The organism is Citrifermentans bremense R1, from assembly GCF_000426865.1.
GTDB classification, from domain to species: domain Bacteria; phylum Desulfobacterota; class Desulfuromonadia; order Geobacterales; family Geobacteraceae; genus Geomonas; species Geomonas bremensis.
The window spans coordinates 282,678-306,262 of record NZ_AUGE01000002.1; the positions used below are offsets into that span (position 1 = coordinate 282,678).

Genomic DNA, 23,585 nt, shown 5'->3' on the forward strand with positions numbered 1-23,585 from the left:
GTCTACCATGATGGTGGGTTTATCGTTAATTCCATTTACAATATGAAGTTCTCAATATACCTTCAGCCGCATCTCGAAGCTGTGGCAGAACGGGAACAGGCATCCAGCGCGGGTTGCCATTCCTCCTAAAGCCAGCTATCATATGCGCATAACCCCTGCGCATAGGAGACCTACATGCAGAATGCTTTCTTCGACGCGACAGCCCCCAAGAAGTCGACAAATCTGAGTATAAACAGCGATCTGCTGCGCCTTGCGAAAGAGCGGCACATAAACCTCTCCCAGGCGTTGGAATCGCGGCTTGCGGAAATGCTGCGGAAGGAGACCAGCCGCAGCTGGCAGGAAGAAAACCGTGAAGCTATCGAAGAGTACAACAGCCGCGTGCAAAGCGATGGGACCTTCAGTGACGATTTGAGGCATTTCTGATGGCTCAATTCGACGTTTACCGGAACGGGAATCCCAGGACCAGGGATAAGATCCCCTATCTGCTGGACGTGCAGGCGGAGCTCTTGGCTTCCCTCGCTACACGGGTCGTCGTTCCTCTATTCACCGTCTCGGCAATGGGGAAGCCGGTCAGGCACCTAACGCCGAGGTTCAGCATCGAGAACAGAGATGTGGTCATGTCCACAGCGCAATTAGCCGGCATCGACCAGCAGGTCCTGGGAGAAAAGGTGGGCTCCCTCGCGGAACGAAGAGAAGAAATAATCGCAGCACTCGATTTCCTTTTCACCGGATTCTAGGAAGAGACACGTCATTATGACAATGCCTGCAGCCTCCCCCCTCACCATAAACGAACAGGTCGCGCGTGAACTGGAGCGGCTGAAGAAGCGCCTTATCAACGCCGACCGCGCCGGCGCCGACCGCTCGCGCCGGATTTCCTTCGTCTACCGCGCCGCGGAGAGCTTCAGCCGCCGGGTCTTCGGCAGCTCGTTGTGCCGCGCCGAGAGCGAAGGCGCCGGCTGCAAGACCGGCCAGTGCTGCAAGTGCAGCCCGGACGTCTTCGCCTGCGAAAAGGAGGTCCTCGACCTCCTCCCCAAGCGCTCCGACGACAGCGGCTTTTGCCCCTTTTTCAACCTGCAAAAGCGCAACTGCGGCATCTACGGCGTCCGCCCCTTCGCCTGCCGGATCTATTACAACTTCGCCCCCTCAAGCTACTACTGCAAAAACCCCAACGACCTCACCCTTCAGCTCTTCGACGGCGTGAGACGCCACCTTGAGCAGATCCTGGGGCCCTATTGCGGGGGGTACCGGCCATGAGCAGCATGAACAAGACCCCGCGCCACCTGGCGGAAACCGTCTGCTCCGAGCTGAAGAAGCGCCGGACCGCGGTCCCGGACGAGAAGATCATCGTCGACCTGATGGAGACGATGTACTACTCAAGCCTTCGGACCGAGGAATCGGAGCCGGTGATCTTCCACATGGTCTACCTGGACCCAGTGCAGCCCGACCCCAAGCCGCCGCGCAACCCGGTCCGGGACCGCTGGAGCTACATCCCCTTCGCCGAGCCGATCCCTTTTTCGGTTTCCAACGTGGTGAAGATCGCCAAGTCCACCGACCTGCGCACCTCTTCCTTCGTGATCTGGCCCGACAAGGAGGACCAGCTTTTCATCTGGGGACTGGTGGACCAGCAAAACCCCTTCCACAAATTCCTGAACCGCAGCGCCGAGATAGAGCCGGAGCGTCCCGGGATCTTCCAGGCCAGCGTAGAGGGGATCGGCAACATCGTGGTCTACATGCGTTACGAGAAGGTGGCCGAGCTCAGGGTAAACGAGCTGATCCGCTTCTCTATCGACATCTTCCGCGAAGGCCCCATACGCGACCTTCTGGCGCCGGGGATCAAACGCTACCTGCAAGAAGTGCGCAGCCACCTCCCCGACGACATCTACATGACCGATGCCGGCATGGACGAATTCCACACCCAGCAGTGGATCTCTGCGCTTTGCCGCATTCTGCTTCGGATTCAGAAGATAAAAAAAGGCGGCGCCATCCTTATAACGCCTTACATCGACCCCGCTGATCTCAACGTCAAATACGGCATCAACTACGACCGGCTCCCCACCTCGCTGCAATCCAACGCCGTCACCAAGATAAAGTCGGACTACCTGGAGGCGCATCTGCTGGGGCTCACCGAATCTAAGCCGAAGGAGATCCTTTCCAGCCAGTATTTCCAGTTGAGGCGCATGGAGAAGGACCTGAGGGCTAACAAGAACGAGATCGACGGCGTGATCTGGTTCATCGCCCTTCTGACCCGGGTGGACGGCCTGGTGGCGATGGACCCGGACCTGGTGGTCAAGGGATATGGCGTGGAAATCAAGAACTGGCAGGAGCCGGACAACCTCTTCATAGCCTCTGACCGTCTGGCGACCCCGGCGAAGCTGCGCCCGGCTGCCTACAATCACTTCGGCACCAGGCATCGCTCCATGATGAGGTACTGCTCCCAGAACCCGGGGAGCGTCGGCTTCGTCGTTTCCCAGGACGGGGAAGTGCGGGTGATGACCATGATGGAAGAGCGGCTGGTTATGTGGGAGAACATCCGGCTCAAGTACTACAGCTACGCGGCGAAGAAAAAACCGGCTTAAAACCAATCACATCGGCTCGTTGCCACCGAGGTCCTCAATGAAAACTCTAACAATCTGCTCCTGCCTCATCCTCGTCCTTTGCTCCCCTTTTGCCACTTCGGCCCAGACCACCAACCTTGAAGCCAGATCCGCGATCCAGTCCGTCACCGTCTTCTCGGACCGGGCCCAGGTGACCCGAAGGGCGACGCTGTCGCTGAAAGCGGGAACCAACCTGGTCAGCTTCGACAACCTCCCCCAGGTGCTGGACGAGGACTCGCTTCGTGCCGTGGGAAAAGGGGCGGCGCCTGCCCGCATCGCTGGTATTACGGTGAAAAGGGTTTTCCTGGACCGGGCGCGGGACCAGCGGGTGCGCGAGCTGGAGGATGAGATCGCCGCCCTCACCCGCCAGGTGGAAAGCATCGAAGCCAAGCGCAAGGCGCTCGCCTCCCAGAGGGCCTTCATCGATTCCATCCGCGTCGGCTGGTCCGAGCGGATCTCAAAGGAGCTTTCCGCAGGCAAGCCCACCGCTGCGGAGCTGGGAGAGGCGGTGCGCTTCGTGGGTGACAGCGTGGGCAAAGTGGAGCAGCAGCTCTACGAAGCCGAAGCCGCCAAGAAGCCCCTCAACGAGAAGATCGCGGCGCTCAGGAAAGAGCTGGAGCAAAACCTCGCCAACCGGCACAGGGAAGTGAAGTCGGCGCAGGTGGCCATAGAGGCACAGCAGGACCTCAAGTTCGACCTGGACCTCTCCTACCTGGTGAGCCAGGCCACCTGGGAGCCCCTCTACGACGTGCGCCTCGGCGCCGACGGCAAGGAGGCGGAACTCGTCTACCGTGCCCAGGTGGCGCAGAAAACCGGGGAGAACTGGCCCGGCGTGAAGCTTTCCCTTTCCACGGCTGCCCCCGAGGTCGGCGGAGGCGCGCCGGAGCTCTCCCCCTGGCATATCTCCTTCTACGAGCCCCCCCGGCCCATGGCCTACGCCGGCCGCGCCATGAAGGAGATGGCTGCCCCGGCTCCCGCGCCGATGGCTGCCGACGCCTACCCGATGGAAGCGCGGGAAGACCGGGTCGAGGAAGCGCAGCCTCTGACCTCGGACGTGGCACAGGGGCAGACCTCGGTGCTTTTCCAGGTGGTGCAGCCGGTGGACGTACCGTCCGACGGCACCCGTGCAGGGAGCATCATCGCCAGCGAAAAGGTGCCGATCAGCGCCGAGTACCTGACCGTCCCGAAACTTTCCCCGCGCGTCTATCTCAAGTCGAAGGTCCGGAACAAGACACCCTACCCGCTTCTGGCCGGGGAGGTGAACATCTTCAACGACGCCACCTTCGTCGGCAAAAGCCGATTAAAAACGATCAGCTCCGGCGAAGAGTTCGACCTTTACTTCGGATCCGACGACCAGGTGAAGGTGAAGCGGGAAGCGGCCAGGGTGGCGAAAAAGGCGGGGCTCATCAGCGGCAACAACGTGACCTACCATGTAGTGATCGAACTGGAGAACTTCAAGAAGAGGGGGGTGGCGCTGACCCTACTCGACCAGCAGCCGCTTCCCTCCAACGCGGAGATCAAGGTAAAACTCGAAGACGCAGATCCACGCCCCTCCGGCATCAAGGAAGACGGGACGCTGGAATGGAAGCTGAACCTAGCCCCGGGAGAGAGAAAGAAGGTCTCCTACGACATCGTCATCGAATACCCCAAGGGGCGCGAACTGGCGGGAATGGAATAGGGACACGAACCTGAACGAAAGGAAGCCATGAGAACTTTATTTATTGCGGTAACGCTTGTGCTATGCACTGTTTCCCTTTCGCTGGCAGCGAAATTCGACACCTCCTTCAGCTACTCGACCATCGAGACCGAGCACTTCTCCATCCATTACCACCAGGGACTGGAACCGGCCGCCCGAAAGGTCGCGGCCATAGCCGAAGAGACGCATCCCCTGCTGGTCCAGGAGTTCCGCTGGCAACCGGCCGGTAAAACCCAGGTGGTGCTCATCGACAGCAGCGACTTCATCAACGGGCTCGCCGTCACCATCCCTTACAACGCCGTGTACCTGCAGGTGGTCCCCCCCACGGTCGCCTCCACCCTGGGCGAATACGACGACTGGCTCAGGGTCCTCTTCACCCACGAGTACGCCCACATACTCTCCTCCGACCCCGCCCGCGGCTACTCCAGGGTGACCCGGGCCATTTTCGGCAAGCCCTGGCCCGCGCTCGACCCGCTGTCGGTCCTCTTCTTCTTCGCCACCGCGCCCCCCAACACCTTCCTGCCGCGCTGGTGGCACGAGGGGATGGCGACCTGGGCGGAGACGAAGTACACGGGGGTCGGCCGCGGCAAGGGGAGCTACTACGACATGGTGTTCCGCGCCGCCGTCGCGGACGACAACCTCCCCTCGGTGGACCAGATCAACGGCGACGTCGCCTATTGGCCCTCGGGCCACTTAGCCTACATGTACGGCTACCGCCTGCAGCGCTACATCGCCGACACCTATGGCCCCGACGCAGCCGGAAAGCTCGCCATCGCGCACTCAGGGCGCCTTCCTTACCTGATCGGCAGGCCGCCTGAGGACCTTTTCCACGGCAAGGATTACAGCGATATCTACCGCGACATGATCGTCGCCCTGAAGCTGGAGCAGACGGCGCACATCAAGGAGCTTTCCCGCGCCCCCTTCACGCCGCTCACCAGCGTGAACGATCAGGGCGAGAACCTCACCAACCCGCGCTTTTCGCCGGACGGCAGCCGCATCGCCTTCACCAGGCGCGACCCCAACGAGCACACCTCAGGCGTCGTGACCGACGCCTCCGGAAAAAAGGTGCTGGCGCAGTTCCGGCGCCAGTCTTCCGATGGAAGCCTCAGCTGGTCCCCCGACGGCAAGAGCGTCTACTTCACCCAGGCCGAGATCGACCGCGGCTTCAACACGTACCAGGACCTCTACGTCCACGACTTGGACCGCGGCGAAACAAGGAGGATCACCAAGGGAGAACGCCTCGGGGACGCGCAGGTAGCGCCCGACGGCAAGACGGTAGCCGCCGTAATCAGTTCGCGCGGCAGCCAGAACTTGGCGCTTTTGGACCTGAGCCAGGGAGAAAAGCCGCAGCCGCGCCAGGTTACAAGCTACTCGCTGGAACGGGTAGCGTCCCCCAACTTCTCGCCCGACGGCCGCAGCATCTGCTATGTCCTCACCGACAACACCGGCATGAGCGCGCTCCGTATCTACGACACGGTCGATAAAACCGACCGCGCCCTTTTCAGGGCCAGCCACACCTTCGCCTTCCCGGTCTTCGGGCCGGACGGCTCGACCATCTACTACATCTCCAACGAGACCGGGGTGTTCAACCTCTTCGCATACGACCTGAAGGGAGGCGCCAGCTACCAGGTGAGCCACCTTCTTACCGGAGCGATTCAACCCGCCCCAGCCCCGGACGGCTCCTCCATGCTGCTCTCCAGCTACAGCTCCAAGGGGTTCAAGATCGCCCGCATGGAACTCGACCGCTCACGGTGGAGCATCGCGCGCGGTCCGTCGCTTCCCTCGGCACGAACCGCCCCCCTCGCTGCACCGACCGAGACGGAGCAGGCCACGGCGCCCCCCTCTTCGCGTTACAGCGCAGCAAAGACCCTGCTGCCGCGCTTCTGGCTGCCTAAGATCTACGGGGACGGCTCGGACCAGGCGGTAATCGGGGCCTTCACCGCCGGCGCCGACGTCTTGGGGTACAACTCCTACGCCGTCAGTGCGGCCTACAGCGATGGGAGAAAGCGCGGCTATTTCAGCTTTACCTACCTGAACGATTACTTCTACCCGACCCTGTCGCTTCGGGCGCACAACGAACCTTTGGTCTACAGCGACCTGTACCAGAAAGGGTATGACTATTGGGAGGTGAACCGCGGGGCCGAGCTGGCAGCGTCCGTACCTGTCAACTTCCTGGAGTCGGCCTACCGCATCAAAGGGGGGTACGAGCTTCTGGACCAGAAGGCGTTGAGCCGCCTGAACAGCAACGGCACGTTCGGCGGGATACCCGTCTTCCAGGGGCGCAGAAACAACCTCTTCGCGGGGATCAGCTACGAGAGCGCCCTCAAATACCCCTACTCCATCAGCTCGGAAGATGGCTGCGACCTGGCATTTCTGTACCGTTACTTCGGCCGCGATATCGGCAGCGATCAAAACCTCTCCGAGTACAGCGCCAGTTTCGAGCAGTACCTGCGCCTGTCGAAGACACGGCTCCCGCACCAGGTGCTCTACCTGCGTCTTTCCGGAGCCCTCGCCGACGGAGACCTGCAGTACGGGCAGCAGGCGTTCCAGATCGGCGGGGCCCCCTCGGAATACAACCAATACCCGCTGCGCGGCTACCCCGCCCGTTCCATGACCGGGAAGTACGTCGCCACCGGCACCCTGGAGTACCGCGCGCCGCTCGCCTACCCTTTCAGCGGCCCCGGGACGGCTCCGGCTTTCCTGGAGAAGGTGCACGGCGCGCTCTTCACCGACGCGGGCCAGGTCTGGGACGACAACAGGAGTTTTCACGCCAACGAAACCAGGGTCGGTGCCGGAGCGGAACTCAGAGCGGACCTGACCATCGGCTACTGGGCCAGGGTCACCCCCGCCGTCGGCTTTGCCCACGGCTTCAACCGCGGCGGAGAAAACCAAGTATACTTCACCCTGTACCTCGGCCTGTAGGGGGGCGCCAGTCGCCCCTGCAGCGGCTCGGGGGCCATAAAAAAGCGCCAATACGGGAGGTCTCTTTATGCGAATCATCGTCGTCGGAGCAACCGGAACTATAGGAAAAGCCGTGGCCAAACTGTTGTCCACGGAGCATGAAGTGGCGAGGGTCGCCTTCAGTAGCGGCGACTTGCGGGTGGACATGTCACGGAAGGATTCCATAGAGTCGATGTTCAAGGAGATCGGGGAATTCGATGCGCTGGTCTGTGCGGCGGGAGTCGCGAGGTTCGGCTCCCTGGCTGAATTGACCGACGAGGACTTCCAGACCGGGCTCTCCGGGAAGCTGATGGGCCAGGTCAACCTGGTCCGGGTGGGGATGCACTACATCCGGGATAACGGTTCCTTCACGCTGACCAGCGGGGTCTTGAGCCACCAGCCCATGCCCGGGAGTTCCTCCATCAGCATGATCAACGCAGGGCTGGAAGGGTTTGTCCGCGCCGCCGCGCTCGAATTGCCGCGCGGGATCCGGATCAATGTGGTGAGCCCCCCTTGGGTGAAGGAGACCCTTGAGGCGCTGGATATGGACAGCTCGGGGGGAATGCCGGCGCAGGACGTGGCGCAGGCCTACTGGGCCAGCATACACGGCGCCCGCAGCGGCCTCGTCATCAACGCCCGGGACTTCGCCTGAGACAGAAGCAGGAAACGGCAGGAATTAAAAAGGGGAGCGCCACTAACAGGCGCTCCCCTTTTCTCGTCCCAGGGAATCCGGAATCACCTCTCCAGCACTTCCCTCACCTTGCGCAGCAGTTGGGCCGGCTGCACCGGCTTCATGATCAGTTCGACCCCGTCTTCCATGCCGCGGCTCTGGATGAAATCGGAGGTGTAGCCGCTGGTGAAGAGGACCTTCGCCTCCGGCTGCAGCTTCTTGATCTCCGCGAACGCCTCGATGCCGTTTTTGCGCGGCATGATGATGTCCATCAGGATCAACCCGATGTCGCTTGAGTGGGCGGTAAAGCGCTCGACCACCTCCTGCCCGTTCTCAGCCAGGATCACCTGATAGCCATGCTTGGTCAGCACCATCTCCACCAGGTTGCGCACGCTCGGGTCGTCTTCGGCGACGAGGATGGTCTCGGTCCCCAGTTCCAGCTCCTGGTCGACCGCCGGCTCCTGGTACATTTCGGCGCCGTCTGCGGCAAGCGGCAGGTAGATGCTGAAGACGGTGCCGTCCCCGGGTTTGCTGTCGACGGTGATGTATCCCCTGTGCTGCCGCACGATACCGTAGACGATGGCCATGCCGAGCCCCGTCCCCTTCCCCACCTCCTTGGTGGTGAAGAAAGGCTCGAAGATCCGCTTGCTAATCTCGGCGGGCATCCCCTTGCCGTTGTCGGACACGATGATCACGGCATAGCTCCCTGCCGGGCCGCAGAAGGCGGAAAGCGAGCCGTCCGCTTCGAAGAGGCCGGTCGCGATGGTGAAGATCCCTCCGTTTTCCATGGCGTCGCGCGCGTTGGCAGCCAGGTTGATGAGCACCTGCTCGATCTGCCCCATGTCCACCCAGACCGGCAGAGAGTCAGGGAGCAGATGCGTCTTCAGCTGGATGTCCTCTCCTATCACCCGCGCGAGGAAGGTCTCCACGCGCTGCACGATCTCCCCCAGGTCCAGCTTCTGAGGCGCCATCGGCTGCTTCCGGCTGAAAGCCAGTAGCCCCTTGGTCAGTTCGGCAGCCCTCTCGGTGGCGGTGGCGATCTGTTCGGCCAGCCTCACTTCGTTCCCAAGAGCTGGGAGGTCCATCTTGAGCATGTTGGCGTAGCCTGCGATCACGGTGAGGATGTTGTTGAAGTCGTGCGCGACACCTCCAGCAAGCTGCCCTACCGCCTCCATCTTCTGCGACTGCCGGAGCTGCTCCTCCATGAGCTGCCGCTCGGTGACATCGGAAAGGGCTCCGGAGAGGCGAACGGCCGCCCCCAGGCTGTCCCACTCCGCCTGTCCGCGGACCCGAAAGCGGAGGTACCCTCCCTCGCGATTCCTAAGCCTGAGCTCCACGTCCAGGGACGTTTTCCCGGACAGGTGCGATTCGAGCGCCTCCTGGGCCACGGCTGCATCGTCCGGATGCAGTCGCGAATAGAAAGTATCGGCATGGTTCTCCAGTTCGTCGTCGGCAAAGCCCAAGAGTTCCTTCCAGCGCGGGGAAAAATAGCACTCGCCGGTCACCATGTTCCAGTCCCATAGCCCGTCCGTCGTCCCCCGTACCGCCCGGGAGTAGCGGGCCTCGTTCTCGGCAAGGCGGGCCAGGTTCTCCGTCAGCACCTGGTTCATGAGCAAAAGTTCCGAGGTCCGCTTCTGCACCAGAGCCTCCAGGCTGTCCCGCTCGAGGCGCAGCGCGTCCTCGGAACGCTTGATCCGCACCATCGCCCTGATCTGGGCCACAAGTTCAGCCTCGTCGATGGGCTTGGAGAGGAACGCGTCGGCGCCGCACTCGAGCCCCCGCACCTTGCCGGAGGGATCGGTGCGATGCGCAGTGACCAGGATGATCGGGATGTGCTGGGTGGAGGGGTTTCCCTTGAGCCTGCGGGTCGCCTCGTACCCGTCCATGCCCGGCATCTGGATATCCAAAAGGATGGTGTCGGGCGCCTCCATCAGCGCCCTGCGGATGCCGTCCTGGGCCGAGGCGGAGGTGATGAGGCTTGCCTCGGGCATGAAAATCTTCAGCAACGCCTGCAGCGTGAGGAGATTGTCGTGGTTGTCGTCTATGGCGAGAATTTTCATTTAACGGTTTCCTCTGCTGCAAAAAGGGGGGCCGGTTTTACTTCCCGTTTGGCGCACTCCCCGCTGCGACGAATTTGGCGACCAGTTGCTGCAACTCTTCCGGCTGGTACGGCTTGGAGACGTAGGCCACGCAACCCGCCTCCATCAGCATCTCCCGGTCCCCCGCCATGGCGCTCGCGGTGAGGGCCACCACAGGGATGAGAGCCGTGGCATCATCCTTTTTCAGGCGCCTTAGTACGGCGAGGCCGTCCATGCCGGGGAGATGCATGTCCAAAAGGATCAGCGAAGGGGACCCAGTCTGCGCCAGGAGAAGCCCGGACTCGCCGTCGGTCGCCTCGACCAGGCGGTACTCCCCCCCAAAAACGGCCCGAAGCGTTACCAGGTTGTCGGGGTTGTCCTCGACCACCAGCACCGACCCGTCACCCTGCCAGCCCTCGGGGCAAAGCGCGGCGCCCGGCTTGAACAGGGAGACCGCCCCGAGCATCTCGTAGACTCTCCGCAGCAGTTCATGCTGCTCCACGTCTCCTTTTTGCACCAGGTGGTTCACCTCGAGCAGGCGCAGCCGGTAGTGCTCGCCCGGCGAAAGGGTCTTGGCCGTCATCACCATGACCGGCACCTTTTCGGTCAACCGCGAGGCGCGCACCGCTTTCAACACGTCGAAGCCGTCCACCTCCGGCATCATCAGGTCGAGGATGATGCCGTCGGGCACATGGGTCTTCAGATAGGAAAGAGCATGCCTGCCGCCTGAGACCGCGTCGACGCAGAACCCGGCGCTTTCCAGCGCGAAGCGGAGCTGTATGGTGGCCGCCTCGCTGTCCTCGACGATGAGGATCCTCGCCCCGTTTGCGCTTTGCTCGCAGGGAAGGCGCCAGCCGATCCGCTCCAGGCTGTGCACCAATTCGTCCAGCACCACCTCGCGCTCGAGCCCCCCCTTGGAAAGGATGGCGCTCACCCCGGAGGAGAGGCGCTCAAGCTCAGCCGAGTTCAGATCCTTGGAAGTGATCACCACCACCGGAATTGCCGCGGTGGACTGGTTGGACCTGAGCTTGTCCAACACGGCCGCGCCGTCCATCCCGGGCATCAGCAGGTCGAGAGTGATCAGGTCGGGCTGGTCGGCTGCGGCGATTTCCATGGCCTGCGCGCCGTTCTCGGCCAAGAGCACGTCCATCCCCATCTCCTTGAAGAGCGAGGCGATGAAGAACCGGTCGTATTCGCTGTCGTCGACCACCAGCACCAGCCGGCATCCCGCGCCGGCGAGCTTGGTGAAGGTCTCCATGAGCTGTTCCCTGCTCACCGGTTTGGCTATCACCCCGACCGCGCCGAGGGCGATTCCCGTAGCGCGGTCGTCCGACAGCGACACGATCACCACGGGGATGTCGGCCGTTTCGCGCTGGTCCTTCAGCTCGCGCATCACCTCCCAACCGTCCATGTCCGGCATCATGATGTCGAGCGTGATGGCGAAGGGCTTCTTGGCGCGTGCGAGCCTCAGGGCGTCGGCGCCGTTTAGCGCGGTAAGCGTCTCGAAACCCGCGTTGGAGAGATGCGACGCGATCAGCGACACGGCCTCGGGGTCGTCGTCCACCACCAGGACCGACCTACCCTGCATCGGAGCCTGCGCCCGCTCTGCGGGGAAAGCGGCGTTACCCGAAGCCTGCGGGCGCTGCACGCTCCCGGTGCCATCGCAAGGAAGCCGCAGGGTGAAGACGGACCCCTTGCCGAGCTCGCTGCGCACCGACACGTCCCCTCCCAAAAGGCGCGCCGTCTTCTTCACGATGGCAAGCCCAAGCCCCGTCCCCTCGAAGGAGCGGGAGGTGCTGCCGTCGGCCTGGCGGAATTCGTGGAAAATGGTTTCCAGGAACTGCGGCGCGATGCCGATGCCCGTATCCTCCACCTCGACCAGGAACTCTTCCCCCTCGGCGCCTAGTCTCACCGCCACAGCCCCCTCGGCGGTGAACTTCACCGCGTTGCCGATCAGGTTCTGCAGCATCTGGCGCAGCCTTTTCACGTCGATCACTGCGGCGGGAAGCGCTTCGGGCGCCTCCAGCGAGACCGTAATCCCCTTTTCGCGGGCCAGCACCGAAAGCCCGTCCACCACTTCGGCTGCGACCTTTTGCAGGGAAACCGTCTCCAGGTAAACCTCCTGGCGGCCGGACTCGATCTTGGCCAGGTCGAGGATGTCGTTGATCAGGGACAAAAGGTGCTTGCCGTTTCTCTCGATGATGGAAAGGTACCCCTTCTCGTCCTCGGTGAGGCGCGAGCTCCCCTGCACTGCCAGCACCCGGGAGAGCGCAAGCACCGAGTTGAGCGGCGTCCTTAACTCGTGGCTCATGTTGGAGAGGAATTCGCTCTTGAGCCGGGTCGCCTCTTCCAATTGCTGCTTTTGCAGGTCCAGCACCTGGTTGTGGCGGGAAAGCTCCTCCGACTGGTGGGCCAGCTCGGTGGACTGCTGCACCAGTTCCTCGGACTGCTGGGTCAGCTCCTGGTTTTTAAGCGCCAGTTCGTTCGCCAGCAACCGGACATCCTCGCCGGAGAGTATCCTGGCGAAGGCCGCCCCCAGCGGCATCTGCACCAGCTCCAGGATCTCGTGCACCTTCGGCGGGAAGAGGCGCTCCGAGGCGATGGAAACGAAAGCGCGGATCTCGGCGTCGACCGAGATCGGGACGGTGGCTATCTCGGCGGGAACGATCTCGCCGAAGCTGGTGGCAAAGCGCAACGGGCTCCCTTCCTGCGGCGTATAGCAGGACACGGTGCCGCTGGCGAGGATCACCCCCAGCTCTCCCTCCAGATGCCTGCGCTGGAACCGGCGCAGCAGGGAAGAATCGAGGCCTATGGCATGCATGGGCGCGAACTCCCCTGTCTGCCGCTCCTCCACGTAGGCGACCGCCATCCTGGCGCCGGTGATCTCCAAAAAGACCGGGAGGAGCTTGCTGAAAAAGTCGTCCATCCCCTCGGCCACGACCAGGTTCTGGGAGAGCCGCGACATCCCCTGCTGGGCCGCCATCTTCGTCTGCAGCGTCCGGGCCATGCTGTTGAAACTTCGCGCCAGGGCCTTCTGCTCGTCGGTACCCTCCGGGACGGCCCGGGCGTCGAAATCCCCGTCTTCCAGCTCCTTCGCGCTGGCAGCCAGGTTCACCAGCGGATCGGCTATGGATCGCGCCAGCCTGAAGGCGAGCGCGCAGGCAAAAACCGAAATGAGCGCAGCGAGGCCATAGGTTATGAAGAGGAGGCTCCGTATCGGCGCCAGGATCTCGCGGCTGTCCTGCTTGCAGACAAGCCCCCAGCCGGTGCGGGGTATGTGGACAAAGGCGGACAGCACATCCACTCCGCGATAGTCGGTGGTCTGCGCGATGCCGCTTTCTCCCCGTGCCGCCATCTGCGCCGGTTTCCCCTTGAGCGGCACCTTCAGTATCCCCTGGGACAAGGCCCGCAGCTCGTTGAGAGGCATCGCCTCCCGGTTCACCAGCACCGTCTCGCCGGTATCCCCCATGCCGGTGCGGTTGGCTGTGATGTCGTAGAGCAGGGTGTGCAGGTTGTAGCGCGCTACCAGAAGGGCTCCGACGCGGAATTTGGTCCCCGCCCCGATAGGGACGGCTACGTCGATGCTGGGGATGCCGTCGCTCCCCAGGTAGGCGTCTCCGAAGGTCGGCGCCAGATCCTGCAGCGCGTTGCCCACCATCTCGGGCCGCGCCACGCGCGTCCCGATCCTGCTGTCACTGGTGCAAAGCACGACGGTGCCGTCGTGTGAAACTATGGAGACGTCGGTTACGGAGGCGTTGCTGCTCTTATACCCCCGAAGCAGGGTCAGGCTCTCGCGGGAGATGCGCCCCCCGCCGGCCCCGCTCAGAAGCTGCTCTGCCGTTTCCAGCATCGAGTGGTCGGAGGCGATGGTGGAGGCGTCCACGATCATGTTGTCGAGGATGCTGCCGATCTGCTGCTGGCGCAGCGAGGTCACCGCGTTCAGCTTGTCGAACATCAGCGACCGCGCCAACTTGACCCGCTGCATGTAGATGATGGTGGTGATCAGGAACAACGGCACGAGGCAGATCGCCGTGAACCAGAAGGCAAGCCGCGCCCTGAGCGTCGGCAATTCAATCAATTTCTTCATCTTGTTCCATCCGTTTCGGTATTGCCGCGGTAGTCGAACCCTCTCAGGGCGTACCTGTCGGAGTCAGCCATGACCTCCCGCAGCATCGCTAGATTTATGGAGCCGCGCACCTTGGCCCAGGAGGCGGTCTCCGGCCTGGAGCAGCCGCAAAGGACCAAAGCGGCGAATAGTACCATGATGAGGTGCAGTGGCGTTATCATAAGCTTCTCCTCACCATCTGTCTTTTGCGGAACAGGTTGCCGCAATCGAACATCCGCTCCAGGTACGGTTCGTACCGGTCGGGTACCGTTTCCGCCTTTCCCAAGAGCAGCACCCCGTCCGGGTTCAAGGCACGGAAAAGGTTGTCGAATACCCGCAGATACCCTGGCGGGTCCAGGTACATGAGGAAGTTCCGGCAGGAGACCAGGTCGAACCCCCCGAAAAGCGACTCAGGCGGGGCGTAGGTGTTCGGATCGAGCAGGTCGTGCCGCGAGTAGGTGATCATCTCCTTGATCCGGGGCGAGATCTGGTATCCGGTCCGGTCGTAGATGAAGTACTTGTTGAGCCGCTTCAGCGTCACCCCGGCGACGGCGGCCGTGCTGTACCTGCCGTATTCGGCCTCGGCCAGCGCGTCTTCGGCGATGTCGGTGGCGAAGATCTGCACCCGCGTTTTCAGGCCGAGAAGCTGCATCGCCTCGTCGATGATGATGGCAAGCGTGCACGCCTCCTCCCCCCCGGCGCAGGCAGCCGACCAGGCGCGGAAAAAACCGTTGGTGTTTCCCGGCAGCATGGAGGGAATAATGACCGAGCCCAGGAGCTCGAACTGGAGCGTATCGCGGAAGAAACTGCTGAAACGGATGCGCAGCATGCGCGCAAGAAAGGAGGGTTCTGAAGGGTTGTCGTTCAAATACCGGTAGTACGCGGCGACCTCGGGCAAACGAAGTTGGACCACCCGTTCCGCAATTCTCTTTGCCGCAAGGGTCAGCGAATAGTGTTGGAAGTCTTCGCCAAAATGCTCCGTCAGTAAACGCAGAATCTCGGCAACTGTCTCACTCAACGTGGCCTCCGGAACACCGCTTTCAAGCGAAGCAGTTCACTGTCATTGCACAGCTACATTCAGTGGTGGAGCAGCATTCGACAACAATTAAAATCATCCAACAAGAACAGCCACTGACAAAAAGTTCCGGCCTCTTCAGAAAGATCCAATGATCTTCTCGGTTGCTTGGTGAGAGAACTTAAGAAATGTTTTTTCAATTACACTTTTCACTATGATAAGTCAATTAGAATTGACTACTGGTTTTGTAACCAAATGTTTACACAGCAGGTTAGAGTTATGAGGAGGTGCAGCGGAGAGATCGAAAGCACCTGTGAGAGCTCCCAGAGGAGGGAAGCGTTATAACGCAGAGATTAGGTGGAAATTTCTCAGTGATCTTAAAACAATTGCCCCCTCTCCCTCTGGGAGAGGGTTAGGGGGAGGGTATAAAGGAGGGGTTAGGGGGGTGGGAAGCTGCCAAGGGAGAGGACGACTATTGCCCGGAGGAGCCATTTAAGGGGTGGAGGTATCCCGGTCGTCATCGCAGCGGGCAAAGCGGGGCACGAAGGCCCCGTCCACCTGCACCTGCTCCAGGAACATGGGCTCCGGCCGCACCCAAAGCCCCCCTTCCCCGTAGAGCGGCCGGTAGACGACCAGCATCTCGTCCGTTTCGCTGTGGCGCGCGGTGCCGATCACCTGGTAGAAATTCCCCTTGTAATGCCGGTAGCGTCCTGGTTCTACGGCCATGATGTTCCCTCCTTGGCTGTCGCCGCGCTCACAGGGACGTGTGCTCGGTCCTGGCTATGATCTCGTTTTGCAGCTCCTCGGAGAGGTCGCAGAAGTAATCGCTGTAGCCGGCCACCCTGACAATCAGGTCACGGTACTGCCGGGGATCGGCCTGCGCCCTTTTCAGCGTTTCCACGTCCACCACGTTGAACTGGACGTGATGGCCGTCCATCCTGAAGTAGCTGCGCACCAGCGCCGCCAGTCCGTCGACGCCCCCCTCCCCGGCTAAAAGCGTCGGTGAGAACTTCAGGTTCAAAAGCGTGCCGCCGCTTCGTATGTGATCCATCTTCCCGGCGGACCGGATCACCGCGGTAGGCCCCTGGCGGTCCGCCCCCTGCACCGGCGAGATCCCCTCGGAAAGGGGAGCGCCCCGGCGCCTGCCGTCGGGCATTGCCCCGGTGACCGAACCGAAATAGACGTGGCAGGTGGTCGGGAGCATCTCGATGCGGTACACGCCCCCTTTGGTGTTGGGCCTGCCGTCCACCTGCAGGAAGAAGGCCTCGAAGACCTGCCGCATCAGGTCGTCGGCGAAGTCGTCGTCGTTGCCGTACTTGCGGGTCCGGTTCCAAAGTCGCTGCCTGAGCGGCTCGCTGGAGGCGAAGTCAGCATCGAGCTTGGCCACCAGGTCGGGGAGCGAGACCGCCTTCTCTTGAAAGACGTGCTCCTTGATCGCGGAGAGCGAATCGGTGATGCTCCCTATCCCCACCCCCTGGATGAAGCTGTTGTTGTACCTCGCTCCCCCCGCGTTGTAATCCATCCCGCGGCTGATGCAGTCGTCGGTCAGTACCGACAGAAACGGAGCGGGCATGAGGCCTGCGTAGATCATCTCGATGAGACGGTTGCCGCGGATCTTGATATCGATGAAATGGGCGAGCTGCTTGGTGAAGGCGGCGAAGACGTCGTCGAAGCAGGCGAAGCTCTCCGCTTTGCCGGTAGCGGGCCCTAGCTGGGCGCCGGTTGCCGGATCGACGCCGTCGTGCAGCGCCAGTTCCAGCATCTTCACCAGGTTGAAGTAGCCGGTGAGGATGTAGGCCTCCTTGCCGAACGCCCCGACCTCGACGCAGCCGCTGCACCCGCCTGCGCGGGCGTCCGCGAGCGTCTTTCCCTGGCGCAGCTGTTCCTCGACCACGGAGTCCGCGTTGAAGATGGAGGGAAAGCCATACCCCTTGCGCACCACCCTCAAGGTGTGCTTCAGGAAGCGGTCGGGAGACTTGCGCGAGAGCTGGATGTTGCTGGAGGGCTGCAACAGGTGCATCTCGTCGATGATGTCCAGAAGCAGATGCGACACCTCGTTGGAACCGTCGGAGCCGTCCGGGAGAAGCCCCCCCAGGTTGATGTTGGCGAAGTCGGTGTAGGTGCCGCTCTCGGCCGCGGTCACCCCCACCTTGGGGGGCGAGGGGTGGTTGTTGAACTTGACGAAGAAGCATTCGAGGAGCTCGCGCGCCTCCTCCTTTTTCAGGGTGCCGGCGGCGAGCCCGTCCCGGTAGAAAGGGTAGAGGTGCTGGTCCAGGTGCCCGGGGCTGAAGGCGTCCCAGCCGTTCAGCTCCGTGATGACCGCCAGGTGGCAGAACCAGTAGGACTGCAACGCCTCGAAGAAATCGGTAGGGGCGTGCGCCGGGACCCAGCGGCAGTTGGCGGCGATCTTCATAAGCTCTTGCTTGCGGACGGCATCGGCGCACGCCGCGGCCATGCTCTCGGCGAGTTTGGCGTGGCGTTCGGCGAAGAGGATGACGGCGTCGCAGGAGATATCCATCGCCTTCAGCTCCTCCCGCTTGGACCAGGCATCCGGGTCGCTGCCGAAATCGAGTGCGGCGATGGTGTCCGCTATCTCCTTCTTGAAATCGAGGAGCCCCTTACTGTAGATCTTGTCGTCCAGCACCGTGTGCCCAGGGGCGCGCTGCTCCATGAACTCGGTGAAGATGCCGCTTTGATAGGCCTCGTGCCATTCCTCGGGGAGTTCCCGGAAGATCTTGTCCCGAAGCGACCTCGTGCTCCAGTAGGGGATTACCGTCTCCACGTAGGCCTTGAGGCAGGCGTCGTCGACGCGGTAGCTGGTCTTCTCGCGCGAGTTCAGGATGCGCAGGTCCTTAAGCGAGTGGCAGGTAAGCTCGGGGTAGGTCGGAACCAGCTTGGGAGCAGGCCCCCTCTCCCCCACCACCAGCTCCCCTTCGCCGAGATAGATGGTCTTCTTCTCGCAGAGGTAGTAAAAGGACTTGGCCCGCAGCACCGGGATGGACCAGCGCCCCTCGTTCTCGCGGTAAAACTCGGTGAGGAGCAGCGCGCGCTCCGCCGAGATCGCCGCCTCGGCGCCAAGGCTCTCCTGCCGCAGACGTTCAGTTCTTCCGGTCATCTAAGCTCCCCCTATACGCGTATCCAGCCCTTTGTCCCTAAACAGTCGGGCGTAATGTTCCAAACTCTCCTGCGAGGGCGCCATGGCCTCTTTCGCCGGGGGGGCCGCGTCCCGCCCGAAGCGCGCGGGCTTGGCGCCCCAGCTTCCGTGATAGGGGAGTAGCCAAACCTGGCGCACCCCATGTACCCGCGCGGCAAGCGCCGCCAGGGCCTCCATCTCCTTAACCGAATCGTTGAACCCCGGGACCACCGGGATCCTGATCCAGATCCGTGCCTGCGCCCGGCCGAGGCGCTCCAGGTTCTCCAGTATCGCCGCATGGTCCGCGCCGGTCCCCTCACGATGCCTCTCGGGGGCAGCGCACTTCAGGTCGAAGAGGAAGAGGTCCGTAAGCGGGGCGATGTCGAGGAGCGTTTCGGGGGCGCAGATCCCGGCCGTGTCGACGGCGGTGTGGATCTCCTCTTCGCGGCAGGCGGCGAGGAGCGCTTTGAGAAACTGCGGTTGTGAGAGCGGCTCCCCTCCCGAGAAAGTGACCCCGCCGCCGGAATCCTCATAGAAGAAGCGGTCTTTCAGGACGCTTCCCATCACCTCCTCAACCGACATCACCCGTCCCACCAGTTCGCGCGCGCCGGTCGGGCAGGCGTCGGCGCAGGCCCCGCAACCGCTGCAGAATTCACGGGAGAGGAGATTGGGGCAGACCGGGCGGCAGGCGCCGCAAGCGATGCAGAGGTTTTGAGAGGAGGCGATTTCCGGGAGGGGGGACTGGCTTTCCGGGTTGTGGCACCACCAGCAGCGCGCCGGGCACCCTTTCAGGAACACCGTAGTCCTGATGCCGGGGCCGTCGTGCAGCGAGTAGCGTTGCAGGTTGAAAACCGTACCGTTGATCATAAAACCTTTCACCACAGAGAACACGGAGAAAAACCAAAGCAAAAAGCATTTAGCACAGAGGACACAGAGGCACACAGAGGAAAAACAGAAGCAGGAAAATTCTCTGTGTACCCCTGTGGTGAGTTCCGCCTTTAGAGGTGTCAGTAATGCGGCGGGGGCTCTTCTTCGGAAGGAAGCCTCGTATCGGAGGCGGCCAATCCGCGCAGGTGTTCCTTGATCAGTTTCAGTTCCCGGGTGAGGTGGTCAATCATGGTCTGCTGCCCGGTAACTACGTCGTTCAATTGATCTATGATGCGACCCTGATGCATGATCAGCATCTCCATCTCAGTCAGACGCTGTTCCATGTGTGTCTCCTTTTATGACCTCGGCCGCCCGTATGGAAGCTGTTAGAACTTCCCCGATCGGCGGCTGGTTTATTTTTGGCTGGCAAAGTTTAACGCGATTCCCTTTTGCAGCCAAGATAAAAAACTTCAAAAAGCGGACGGATTCTGATAATTTCCAGCTGCCCTTTTGAGCCGGCCAAGGCTCCTCGGGCTACGGAGGGAAAAGATGTCGGATACGCCGAAATCGAGCAGCGAAAAACATATCGAAACCATCATGGAGCATCTGCAACCGGGAACGGAACGCTATGAGGTGCTGGACCGGGCCAAGCGTTTCAAGTCGTCCTGGGTCGAATTGGGCGAGAAGCTTTTGGACGTGAGCAAGAGGGCGCACTTCCGGGAGTGGGGCTACGGTAGTTTCGAGGAGTACTGCGTGCAGGAGATCCGCATCAAGCGGGGGACCGCGGAGAAGCTCACCATGGCCTACCGCTTCATGGAAAAGGAGGAACCCCAGTTGATCGACCGGCGCGAGGAGCTGAAGCCGCTTCCCGACTACCGCTCCATCGACCTTTTGCGCCAGGCCAAGGAAGAGAAGGGTTTTACCGAAGAGGAGTACGGCGACCTGAGAAAGCGCGTGGTCGAAGAGGACCGCAGCCACCCGACCGTGCTGAAGAAATTCAAGGAAGTGGCGGCCTTAAGGGAAGAGGTGAACCCGCTGGCGCCGCTCAAGGCAGGCATCTCCGCGGCCAGGAGGCTCGACTCCGCCCTGCGCGCCATGGAGCGCGCGCCCGCCGTCTACCTGGAGCAGGTGAGCGAGATGATCGCGCACCTGGAACAGGAGCTCGAAGCATCGAGCGTAGCAAGCGAAGACGAAGCCGGCAGCATCCGCGCGATTTAAACCTCCAAACTGTTAAAAAGCATTACCACAGAGGACACAGAGGTTCACAGGGGGTCACTGAGGAACTACTAAAGGCTTTAAGGTTTAACCCCATAGTTTTTGGTTTTTCTCTGTGACCTCCGTGTACCTCAGAGACCTCTGTGTTCCGCCGTAAGTCTTAAGCTTTACCGCAGGTAGTTGTCCCAGAAAAGCTCCGCCGTTACCGCCAGCACCGAGCAGATGAAAACCGGCCGCACGAACCGGGTCCCCTTCCTGATCACGAGCCTCGCCCCTACCCTCGCCCCAACGGCCTGCCCCACCCCCATCACCAGCCCCGCCAGGAGCAGCACCTCTCCCCCCGCCAGAAACACCGCCAGCGACACGATGTTGCTGACGAAGTTGAAGACCTTGGTATAGCCGGTCCCCTTGCGCATGTCGAAACCGAGCCCGAGCATCAGGGCCATGACCCAGAAGGAGCCGGTGCCCGGGCCGAGAAAGCCGTCGTAGAAACCGAGCACCAGCCCGGCTACCGCATAGAAGACTCCCGTGGGAAGCCGGGGGTGAACCTCCTCGGCGCCTAACCTGGGGGTAAAGATGGTGTAACAGAGGATGGCCAGAAGCAGAAAGGGTATCCCCTGCTTCAGGAAGCCGGGATCCAACTGCTGCACCGTATAGGAGCCGAGGATGGCGCCGGCGGCAGTCCAGGCCGCCCCGGCAGCGGCGTCCGATAGATTTACCGTCCCAGCCTGGACAAAGTGGACCATGGCGCTGAAGGAGCCGAAACTACCCTGCAGCTTGTTGGTCCCCAGCGCGGCCTGCGGCGGAAGCCCCAGCCCCAGCAGCACCGGGACCGTGATCAGCCCACCTCCTCCGGCTATGGAATCGATGAGCCCAGCGGCTGCTCCGGTTACGAAAAGCACAGGGAGGTATATAGGGGCAATCGAGGTCACTTAGAGCCTTTCCCCTTCCCTGTCTCTTTCCCCCCAGCGCCCTTCGCGCGGTACTGCTCCACCGTCCGGCGCGCCACCGCCGACATCAGCGGGATCTCCTTGAGCGCCAGGGTGCGATCGGCAGCAGCCTGCGCGACATGGTACATCCGCTGCCAGTTGAGCGGCGCGTTCCGGGCCTGGCGCAGCCAAAGCGTATCGACGACCAGCCGGTCCAGCCACGCGTCGCGCCTTGGCTCCATCAGGTTCGACAGTACGCGCTCAATAGCCTGGGCATCCGCCCCCCTCCCCCTCCCCTTCTTTGCCGCCTCGACTTCACGCCCTACGGCATCTCCGGCCTCGGCCCAGCTGCCGAAAACGGCGGGAAAGGCCACCGGCCACCCTCCCGACTCCTCAAGCGACGCAAGATACTCGCTCTCCTCCAGCAGCGCCGGGTTGAGGGAGTCGATCTCGTCGCGCAGCAGGAGCAATTCGCTGCCCGCATCGAGTGGGGTCCCCTTCCAGCGGTCGCGCCCGAGCAGCTCGGCAATTCTCACAAACCAGTGGTTGGGGGCGACGCCGCTCGAGACGCCGTCAGCCAGCGCCTGGCATACGCGCAGGTCGAGATACTGCGGGGACGATTGTTCCAGGTAGGAGGAGCCGCCGGTGAGGCCGGCGATAAATCTGTCTTTTCCCGCTCGCGATTTGAAGCGGTTGACGGAACTGTCGGCGACGCCCCTCCCCTCCTGCAGCATCATGGAGCAGGAGCTGAAAGCAGTGCCTTCCTTGAGCAGCACCTGGAACCTTTGTGCGCCGGAGCCGTCGATGCCGGAGGCGTACACGACAAGAGCCGGAGGCTTGGGTAGCGGCGCGCACTCTACCCGCGCCTTGCGGGCGTTAGTTATGGCCTGGTCCACGTTGCGCCGTATCTCGATGGGGAACCAGTTGCGGGCTATGATCAGCCGCCTCAAGGTCTCCGGGCTGATCCGCCCCCTCTCGATGGATACGAGCAGCCGGGACACCTCCAGGGCGTGCGCGGGGTCGGGGTGGAAGAGCATCAGCGCCGCGATCTCCCGCAGGAAAGGGTCGTCCGCCGTCATCAGCTCGGAGATCACCGGCGCGCGGAGCTCGGGGTCGCTCGCCGCGAAGAGCTTCAGTATCTCGTCCGCCCCCTCGAACGGTGAGGACACCCCCATCGCCTTCAAGCTGCGGGCGATGCCGGTCAAGAGATCCTCCGCTTCAGCTCCCTGCAGGTCGGTGCGGCCGGACCCCGCGCCCAGGATCCTCTTTTCCGCGTCCCGCAGCTCGGCAATCGGTTCGACCCTGCTCTCCGACAGGATGCGGGCCACCGCCAGCGAGAGGTCGACGTCCTGGCTCTCCATCATCACGCGCCGCACCAGCGCCCCCTGGAGCCTTTCCATCTGCCGCCTGGCGCCACCCCTCCCCCCCTCGATCTCCACCTGGTAAAAATCGAGCATGTCGCGGAGCAGCCTGAGCGCGGCGTCGATCTTCTCGTCGTCCTGGGGCGAGCATCTGCACAATGGAGGGAGGAGGGCTGCAAGCTCCTCCCCGGCGAAGGGATCGGTCAGAAGGTGCCGCCGCAGTTCTTCCTGGACGGCTAAAAGAGCACCCACCGGCCCGGCTTGGGCCTTGGCGTAGAGGTCGACGAAGCGCTGCATCCCGGTGGCTGAGCCGGCGTCGGGTTTCGTGTCGGGGGCGCCTCCCCTTCCCGGTTCGAGGCCGCTTTCAGGCGGCTTGGCCGCAGGGTGAGAAGGCGTCGCGCCGGGGCGGCCGTGTTTCAGCGACTCCTCCAGCACTGCCTCTAGTCCCGGAGGGGGCGTCAACTGGTACGGGATGTCTCCCGGCTTGGGGAAAGGCTTCCCTGCGTAGGGCTTTTTGTCTGCGAGTTCGCGCACCTTCTGGTAGCGGCGCTGGATGCGCTGCAGCCATTCGGGGCGGGCGTTGAGCATGTCGGTGAAGGCCTGTGCGAGATCTGCGGCGTAGGGAGACTGGTAGCTGGCGGGATCTAGGTAGGGGCCGGTGAAGGCGCCGGCGGCATCGAGGCTGAAGCGGATGTTCGCCTTGGGGCGGGACTTTTCGTTAACGGCCGAGATCAGGAGTTGGCGGCAGTCGTCGCCAGGGTCGGTGCAGTACTGTTCGAAGAAGCGGTAGTTCCCCTTCGGGATGCGGCCGGTCTTGCGCGGAATTTCCAAGGTAGTGAACTGCGGGTCCGCCTCGGGGAATATCTCGTGATAAGGCTTCATGGAAAACCTTTCAAACCACAAACCTAAAACATGTGAAAAACTAAACCATTAGCCACGGAGTGAGAAAGGCAAAAACGAATGGGTAAAAGGATTTAAGACT

18 protein-coding genes are annotated in these 23,585 nt (G+C 62.4%); 8 read left to right on the forward strand and 10 right to left on the reverse strand.

Annotated elements, in window-relative coordinates:
- The first annotated feature begins 174 nt into the window (after positions 1-174).
- From K419_RS0103625 to K419_RS0103655, 7 genes are all read left to right on the forward strand, one after another.
- Positions 175-423, forward strand: coding sequence for a type II toxin-antitoxin system CcdA family antitoxin (locus K419_RS0103625; protein ID WP_012530918.1), 249 nt, complete (start codon positions 175-177; stop codon positions 421-423).
- The gene (locus K419_RS0103630) at positions 423-737 is read left to right on the forward strand and encodes a CcdB family protein (protein ID WP_026840381.1); all 315 of its coding nucleotides are present in this window, start codon (positions 423-425) and stop codon (positions 735-737) included. Before K419_RS0103625 ends, K419_RS0103630 begins: the two co-directional genes overlap by 1 nt.
- A 16-nt stretch (positions 738-753) precedes the next feature.
- Positions 754-1,254, forward strand: coding sequence for a YkgJ family cysteine cluster protein (locus tag K419_RS0103635; protein WP_026840382.1), 501 nt, complete (start codon positions 754-756; stop codon positions 1,252-1,254).
- Positions 1,251-2,576, forward strand: a complete 1,326-nt coding sequence (locus K419_RS0103640; protein WP_026840383.1) for a putative sensor domain DACNV-containing protein — start codon at positions 1,251-1,253, stop codon at positions 2,574-2,576. Before K419_RS0103635 ends, K419_RS0103640 begins: the two co-directional genes overlap by 4 nt.
- Positions 2,577-2,613: 37 nt before the next feature.
- Positions 2,614-4,272: a mucoidy inhibitor MuiA family protein gene (locus K419_RS0103645; RefSeq protein ID WP_026840384.1), complete on the forward strand. Its 1,659-nt coding sequence runs from the start codon at positions 2,614-2,616 to the stop codon at positions 4,270-4,272.
- Between the two features lie 27 nt (positions 4,273-4,299).
- Positions 4,300-7,212 carry a BamA/TamA family outer membrane protein gene (locus K419_RS0103650; protein ID WP_026840385.1) on the forward strand — a complete coding sequence of 971 codons (2,913 nt, stop codon included), beginning with the start codon at positions 4,300-4,302 and terminating at the stop codon, positions 7,210-7,212.
- Between the two features lie 67 nt (positions 7,213-7,279).
- On the forward strand, positions 7,280-7,882 hold the full coding sequence (locus K419_RS0103655) for a short chain dehydrogenase (protein WP_026840386.1): 603 nt from the start codon (positions 7,280-7,282) through the stop codon (positions 7,880-7,882).
- Between the two features lie 83 nt (positions 7,883-7,965).
- Here the strand turns inward: K419_RS0103655 and K419_RS0103660 are convergent, their stop codons facing one another.
- From K419_RS0103660 to K419_RS0103695, 8 genes are all read right to left on the reverse strand, one after another.
- The gene (locus tag K419_RS0103660) at positions 7,966-9,960 is read right to left on the reverse strand and encodes a response regulator (protein WP_026840387.1); all 1,995 of its coding nucleotides are present in this window, start codon (positions 9,958-9,960) and stop codon (positions 7,966-7,968) included.
- Positions 9,961-9,997: 37 nt separating this feature from the next.
- Positions 9,998-14,065, reverse strand: coding sequence for a response regulator (locus K419_RS0103665; protein ID WP_026840388.1), 4,068 nt, complete (start codon positions 14,063-14,065; stop codon positions 9,998-10,000).
- On the reverse strand, positions 14,062-14,265 hold the full coding sequence (locus tag K419_RS0103670) for a hypothetical protein (RefSeq protein ID WP_026840389.1): 204 nt from the start codon (positions 14,263-14,265) through the stop codon (positions 14,062-14,064). Before K419_RS0103670 ends, K419_RS0103665 begins: the two co-directional genes overlap by 4 nt.
- Positions 14,262-15,101: a CheR family methyltransferase gene (locus K419_RS0103675; protein ID WP_026840390.1), complete on the reverse strand. Its 840-nt coding sequence runs from the start codon at positions 15,099-15,101 to the stop codon at positions 14,262-14,264. Before K419_RS0103675 ends, K419_RS0103670 begins: the two co-directional genes overlap by 4 nt.
- A gap of 489 nt (positions 15,102-15,590) precedes the next feature.
- Positions 15,591-15,824 carry a DUF1653 domain-containing protein gene (locus tag K419_RS0103680; RefSeq protein WP_026840391.1) on the reverse strand — a complete coding sequence of 78 codons (234 nt, stop codon included), beginning with the start codon at positions 15,822-15,824 and terminating at the stop codon, positions 15,591-15,593.
- A 28-nt stretch (positions 15,825-15,852) separates the two neighbouring features.
- The gene (gene hypD, locus K419_RS0103685) at positions 15,853-18,213 is read right to left on the reverse strand and encodes a trans-4-hydroxy-L-proline dehydratase (RefSeq protein WP_026840392.1); all 2,361 of its coding nucleotides are present in this window, start codon (positions 18,211-18,213) and stop codon (positions 15,853-15,855) included.
- Positions 18,214-19,098, reverse strand: a complete 885-nt coding sequence (locus tag K419_RS0103690) for a glycyl-radical enzyme activating protein (protein WP_026840393.1) — start codon at positions 19,096-19,098, stop codon at positions 18,214-18,216.
- Between the two features lie 140 nt (positions 19,099-19,238).
- Positions 19,239-19,442, reverse strand: coding sequence for a SlyX family protein (locus K419_RS0103695; RefSeq protein WP_026840394.1), 204 nt, complete (start codon positions 19,440-19,442; stop codon positions 19,239-19,241).
- Between the two features lie 205 nt (positions 19,443-19,647).
- Here K419_RS0103695 and K419_RS0103700 point away from each other — a divergent pair, with 205 nt between their 5' ends.
- A complete protein-coding gene (locus K419_RS0103700) occupies positions 19,648-20,316 on the forward strand; it encodes a hypothetical protein (protein WP_026840395.1) in 669 nt (222 codons plus the stop codon).
- Positions 20,317-20,480: 164 nt separating this feature from the next.
- Here the strand turns inward: K419_RS0103700 and K419_RS0103705 are convergent, their stop codons facing one another.
- Together K419_RS0103705 and K419_RS0103710 are read right to left on the reverse strand one after the other, a co-directional pair.
- Positions 20,481-21,245, reverse strand: coding sequence for a TSUP family transporter (locus K419_RS0103705; RefSeq protein WP_026840396.1), 765 nt, complete (start codon positions 21,243-21,245; stop codon positions 20,481-20,483).
- Complete coding sequence (locus tag K419_RS0103710) at positions 21,242-23,485, reverse strand: hypothetical protein (protein ID WP_026840397.1); 2,244 nt, start codon at positions 23,483-23,485, stop codon at positions 21,242-21,244. The genes K419_RS0103705 and K419_RS0103710 overlap by 4 nt, the downstream gene beginning before the upstream one ends.
- Between the last annotated feature and the right edge of the window lie 100 nt (positions 23,486-23,585).

What these genes read in the sequence shown, in the direction of transcription:
- K419_RS0103625 (WP_012530918.1), top strand. Translation starts at nt 175, where the DNA reads ATGCAGAATGCTTTCTTCGACGCGACAGCCCCCAAGAAGTCGACAAAT.
- K419_RS0103630 (WP_026840381.1), top strand. Translation starts at nt 423, where the DNA reads ATGGCTCAATTCGACGTTTACCGGAACGGGAATCCCAGGACCAGGGAT.
- K419_RS0103635 (WP_026840382.1), top strand. Translation starts at nt 754, where the DNA reads ATGACAATGCCTGCAGCCTCCCCCCTCACCATAAACGAACAGGTCGCG.
- K419_RS0103640 (WP_026840383.1), top strand. Translation starts at nt 1,251, where the DNA reads ATGAGCAGCATGAACAAGACCCCGCGCCACCTGGCGGAAACCGTCTGC.
- K419_RS0103645 (WP_026840384.1), top strand. Translation starts at nt 2,614, where the DNA reads ATGAAAACTCTAACAATCTGCTCCTGCCTCATCCTCGTCCTTTGCTCC.
- K419_RS0103650 (WP_026840385.1), top strand. Translation starts at nt 4,300, where the DNA reads ATGAGAACTTTATTTATTGCGGTAACGCTTGTGCTATGCACTGTTTCC.
- K419_RS0103655 (WP_026840386.1), top strand. Translation starts at nt 7,280, where the DNA reads ATGCGAATCATCGTCGTCGGAGCAACCGGAACTATAGGAAAAGCCGTG.
- K419_RS0103660 (WP_026840387.1), bottom strand. Translation starts at nt 9,960, where the DNA reads ATGAAAATTCTCGCCATAGACGACAACCACGACAATCTCCTCACGCTG.
- K419_RS0103665 (WP_026840388.1), bottom strand. Translation starts at nt 14,065, where the DNA reads ATGAAGAAATTGATTGAATTGCCGACGCTCAGGGCGCGGCTTGCCTTC.
- K419_RS0103670 (WP_026840389.1), bottom strand. Translation starts at nt 14,265, where the DNA reads ATGATAACGCCACTGCACCTCATCATGGTACTATTCGCCGCTTTGGTC.
- K419_RS0103680 (WP_026840391.1), bottom strand. Translation starts at nt 15,824, where the DNA reads ATGGCCGTAGAACCAGGACGCTACCGGCATTACAAGGGGAATTTCTAC.
- hypD (WP_026840392.1), bottom strand. Translation starts at nt 18,213, where the DNA reads ATGACCGGAAGAACTGAACGTCTGCGGCAGGAGAGCCTTGGCGCCGAG.
- K419_RS0103690 (WP_026840393.1), bottom strand. Translation starts at nt 19,098, where the DNA reads ATGATCAACGGTACGGTTTTCAACCTGCAACGCTACTCGCTGCACGAC.
- K419_RS0103695 (WP_026840394.1), bottom strand. Translation starts at nt 19,442, where the DNA reads ATGGAACAGCGTCTGACTGAGATGGAGATGCTGATCATGCATCAGGGT.
- K419_RS0103700 (WP_026840395.1), top strand. Translation starts at nt 19,648, where the DNA reads ATGTCGGATACGCCGAAATCGAGCAGCGAAAAACATATCGAAACCATC.
- K419_RS0103710 (WP_026840397.1), bottom strand. Translation starts at nt 23,485, where the DNA reads ATGAAGCCTTATCACGAGATATTCCCCGAGGCGGACCCGCAGTTCACT.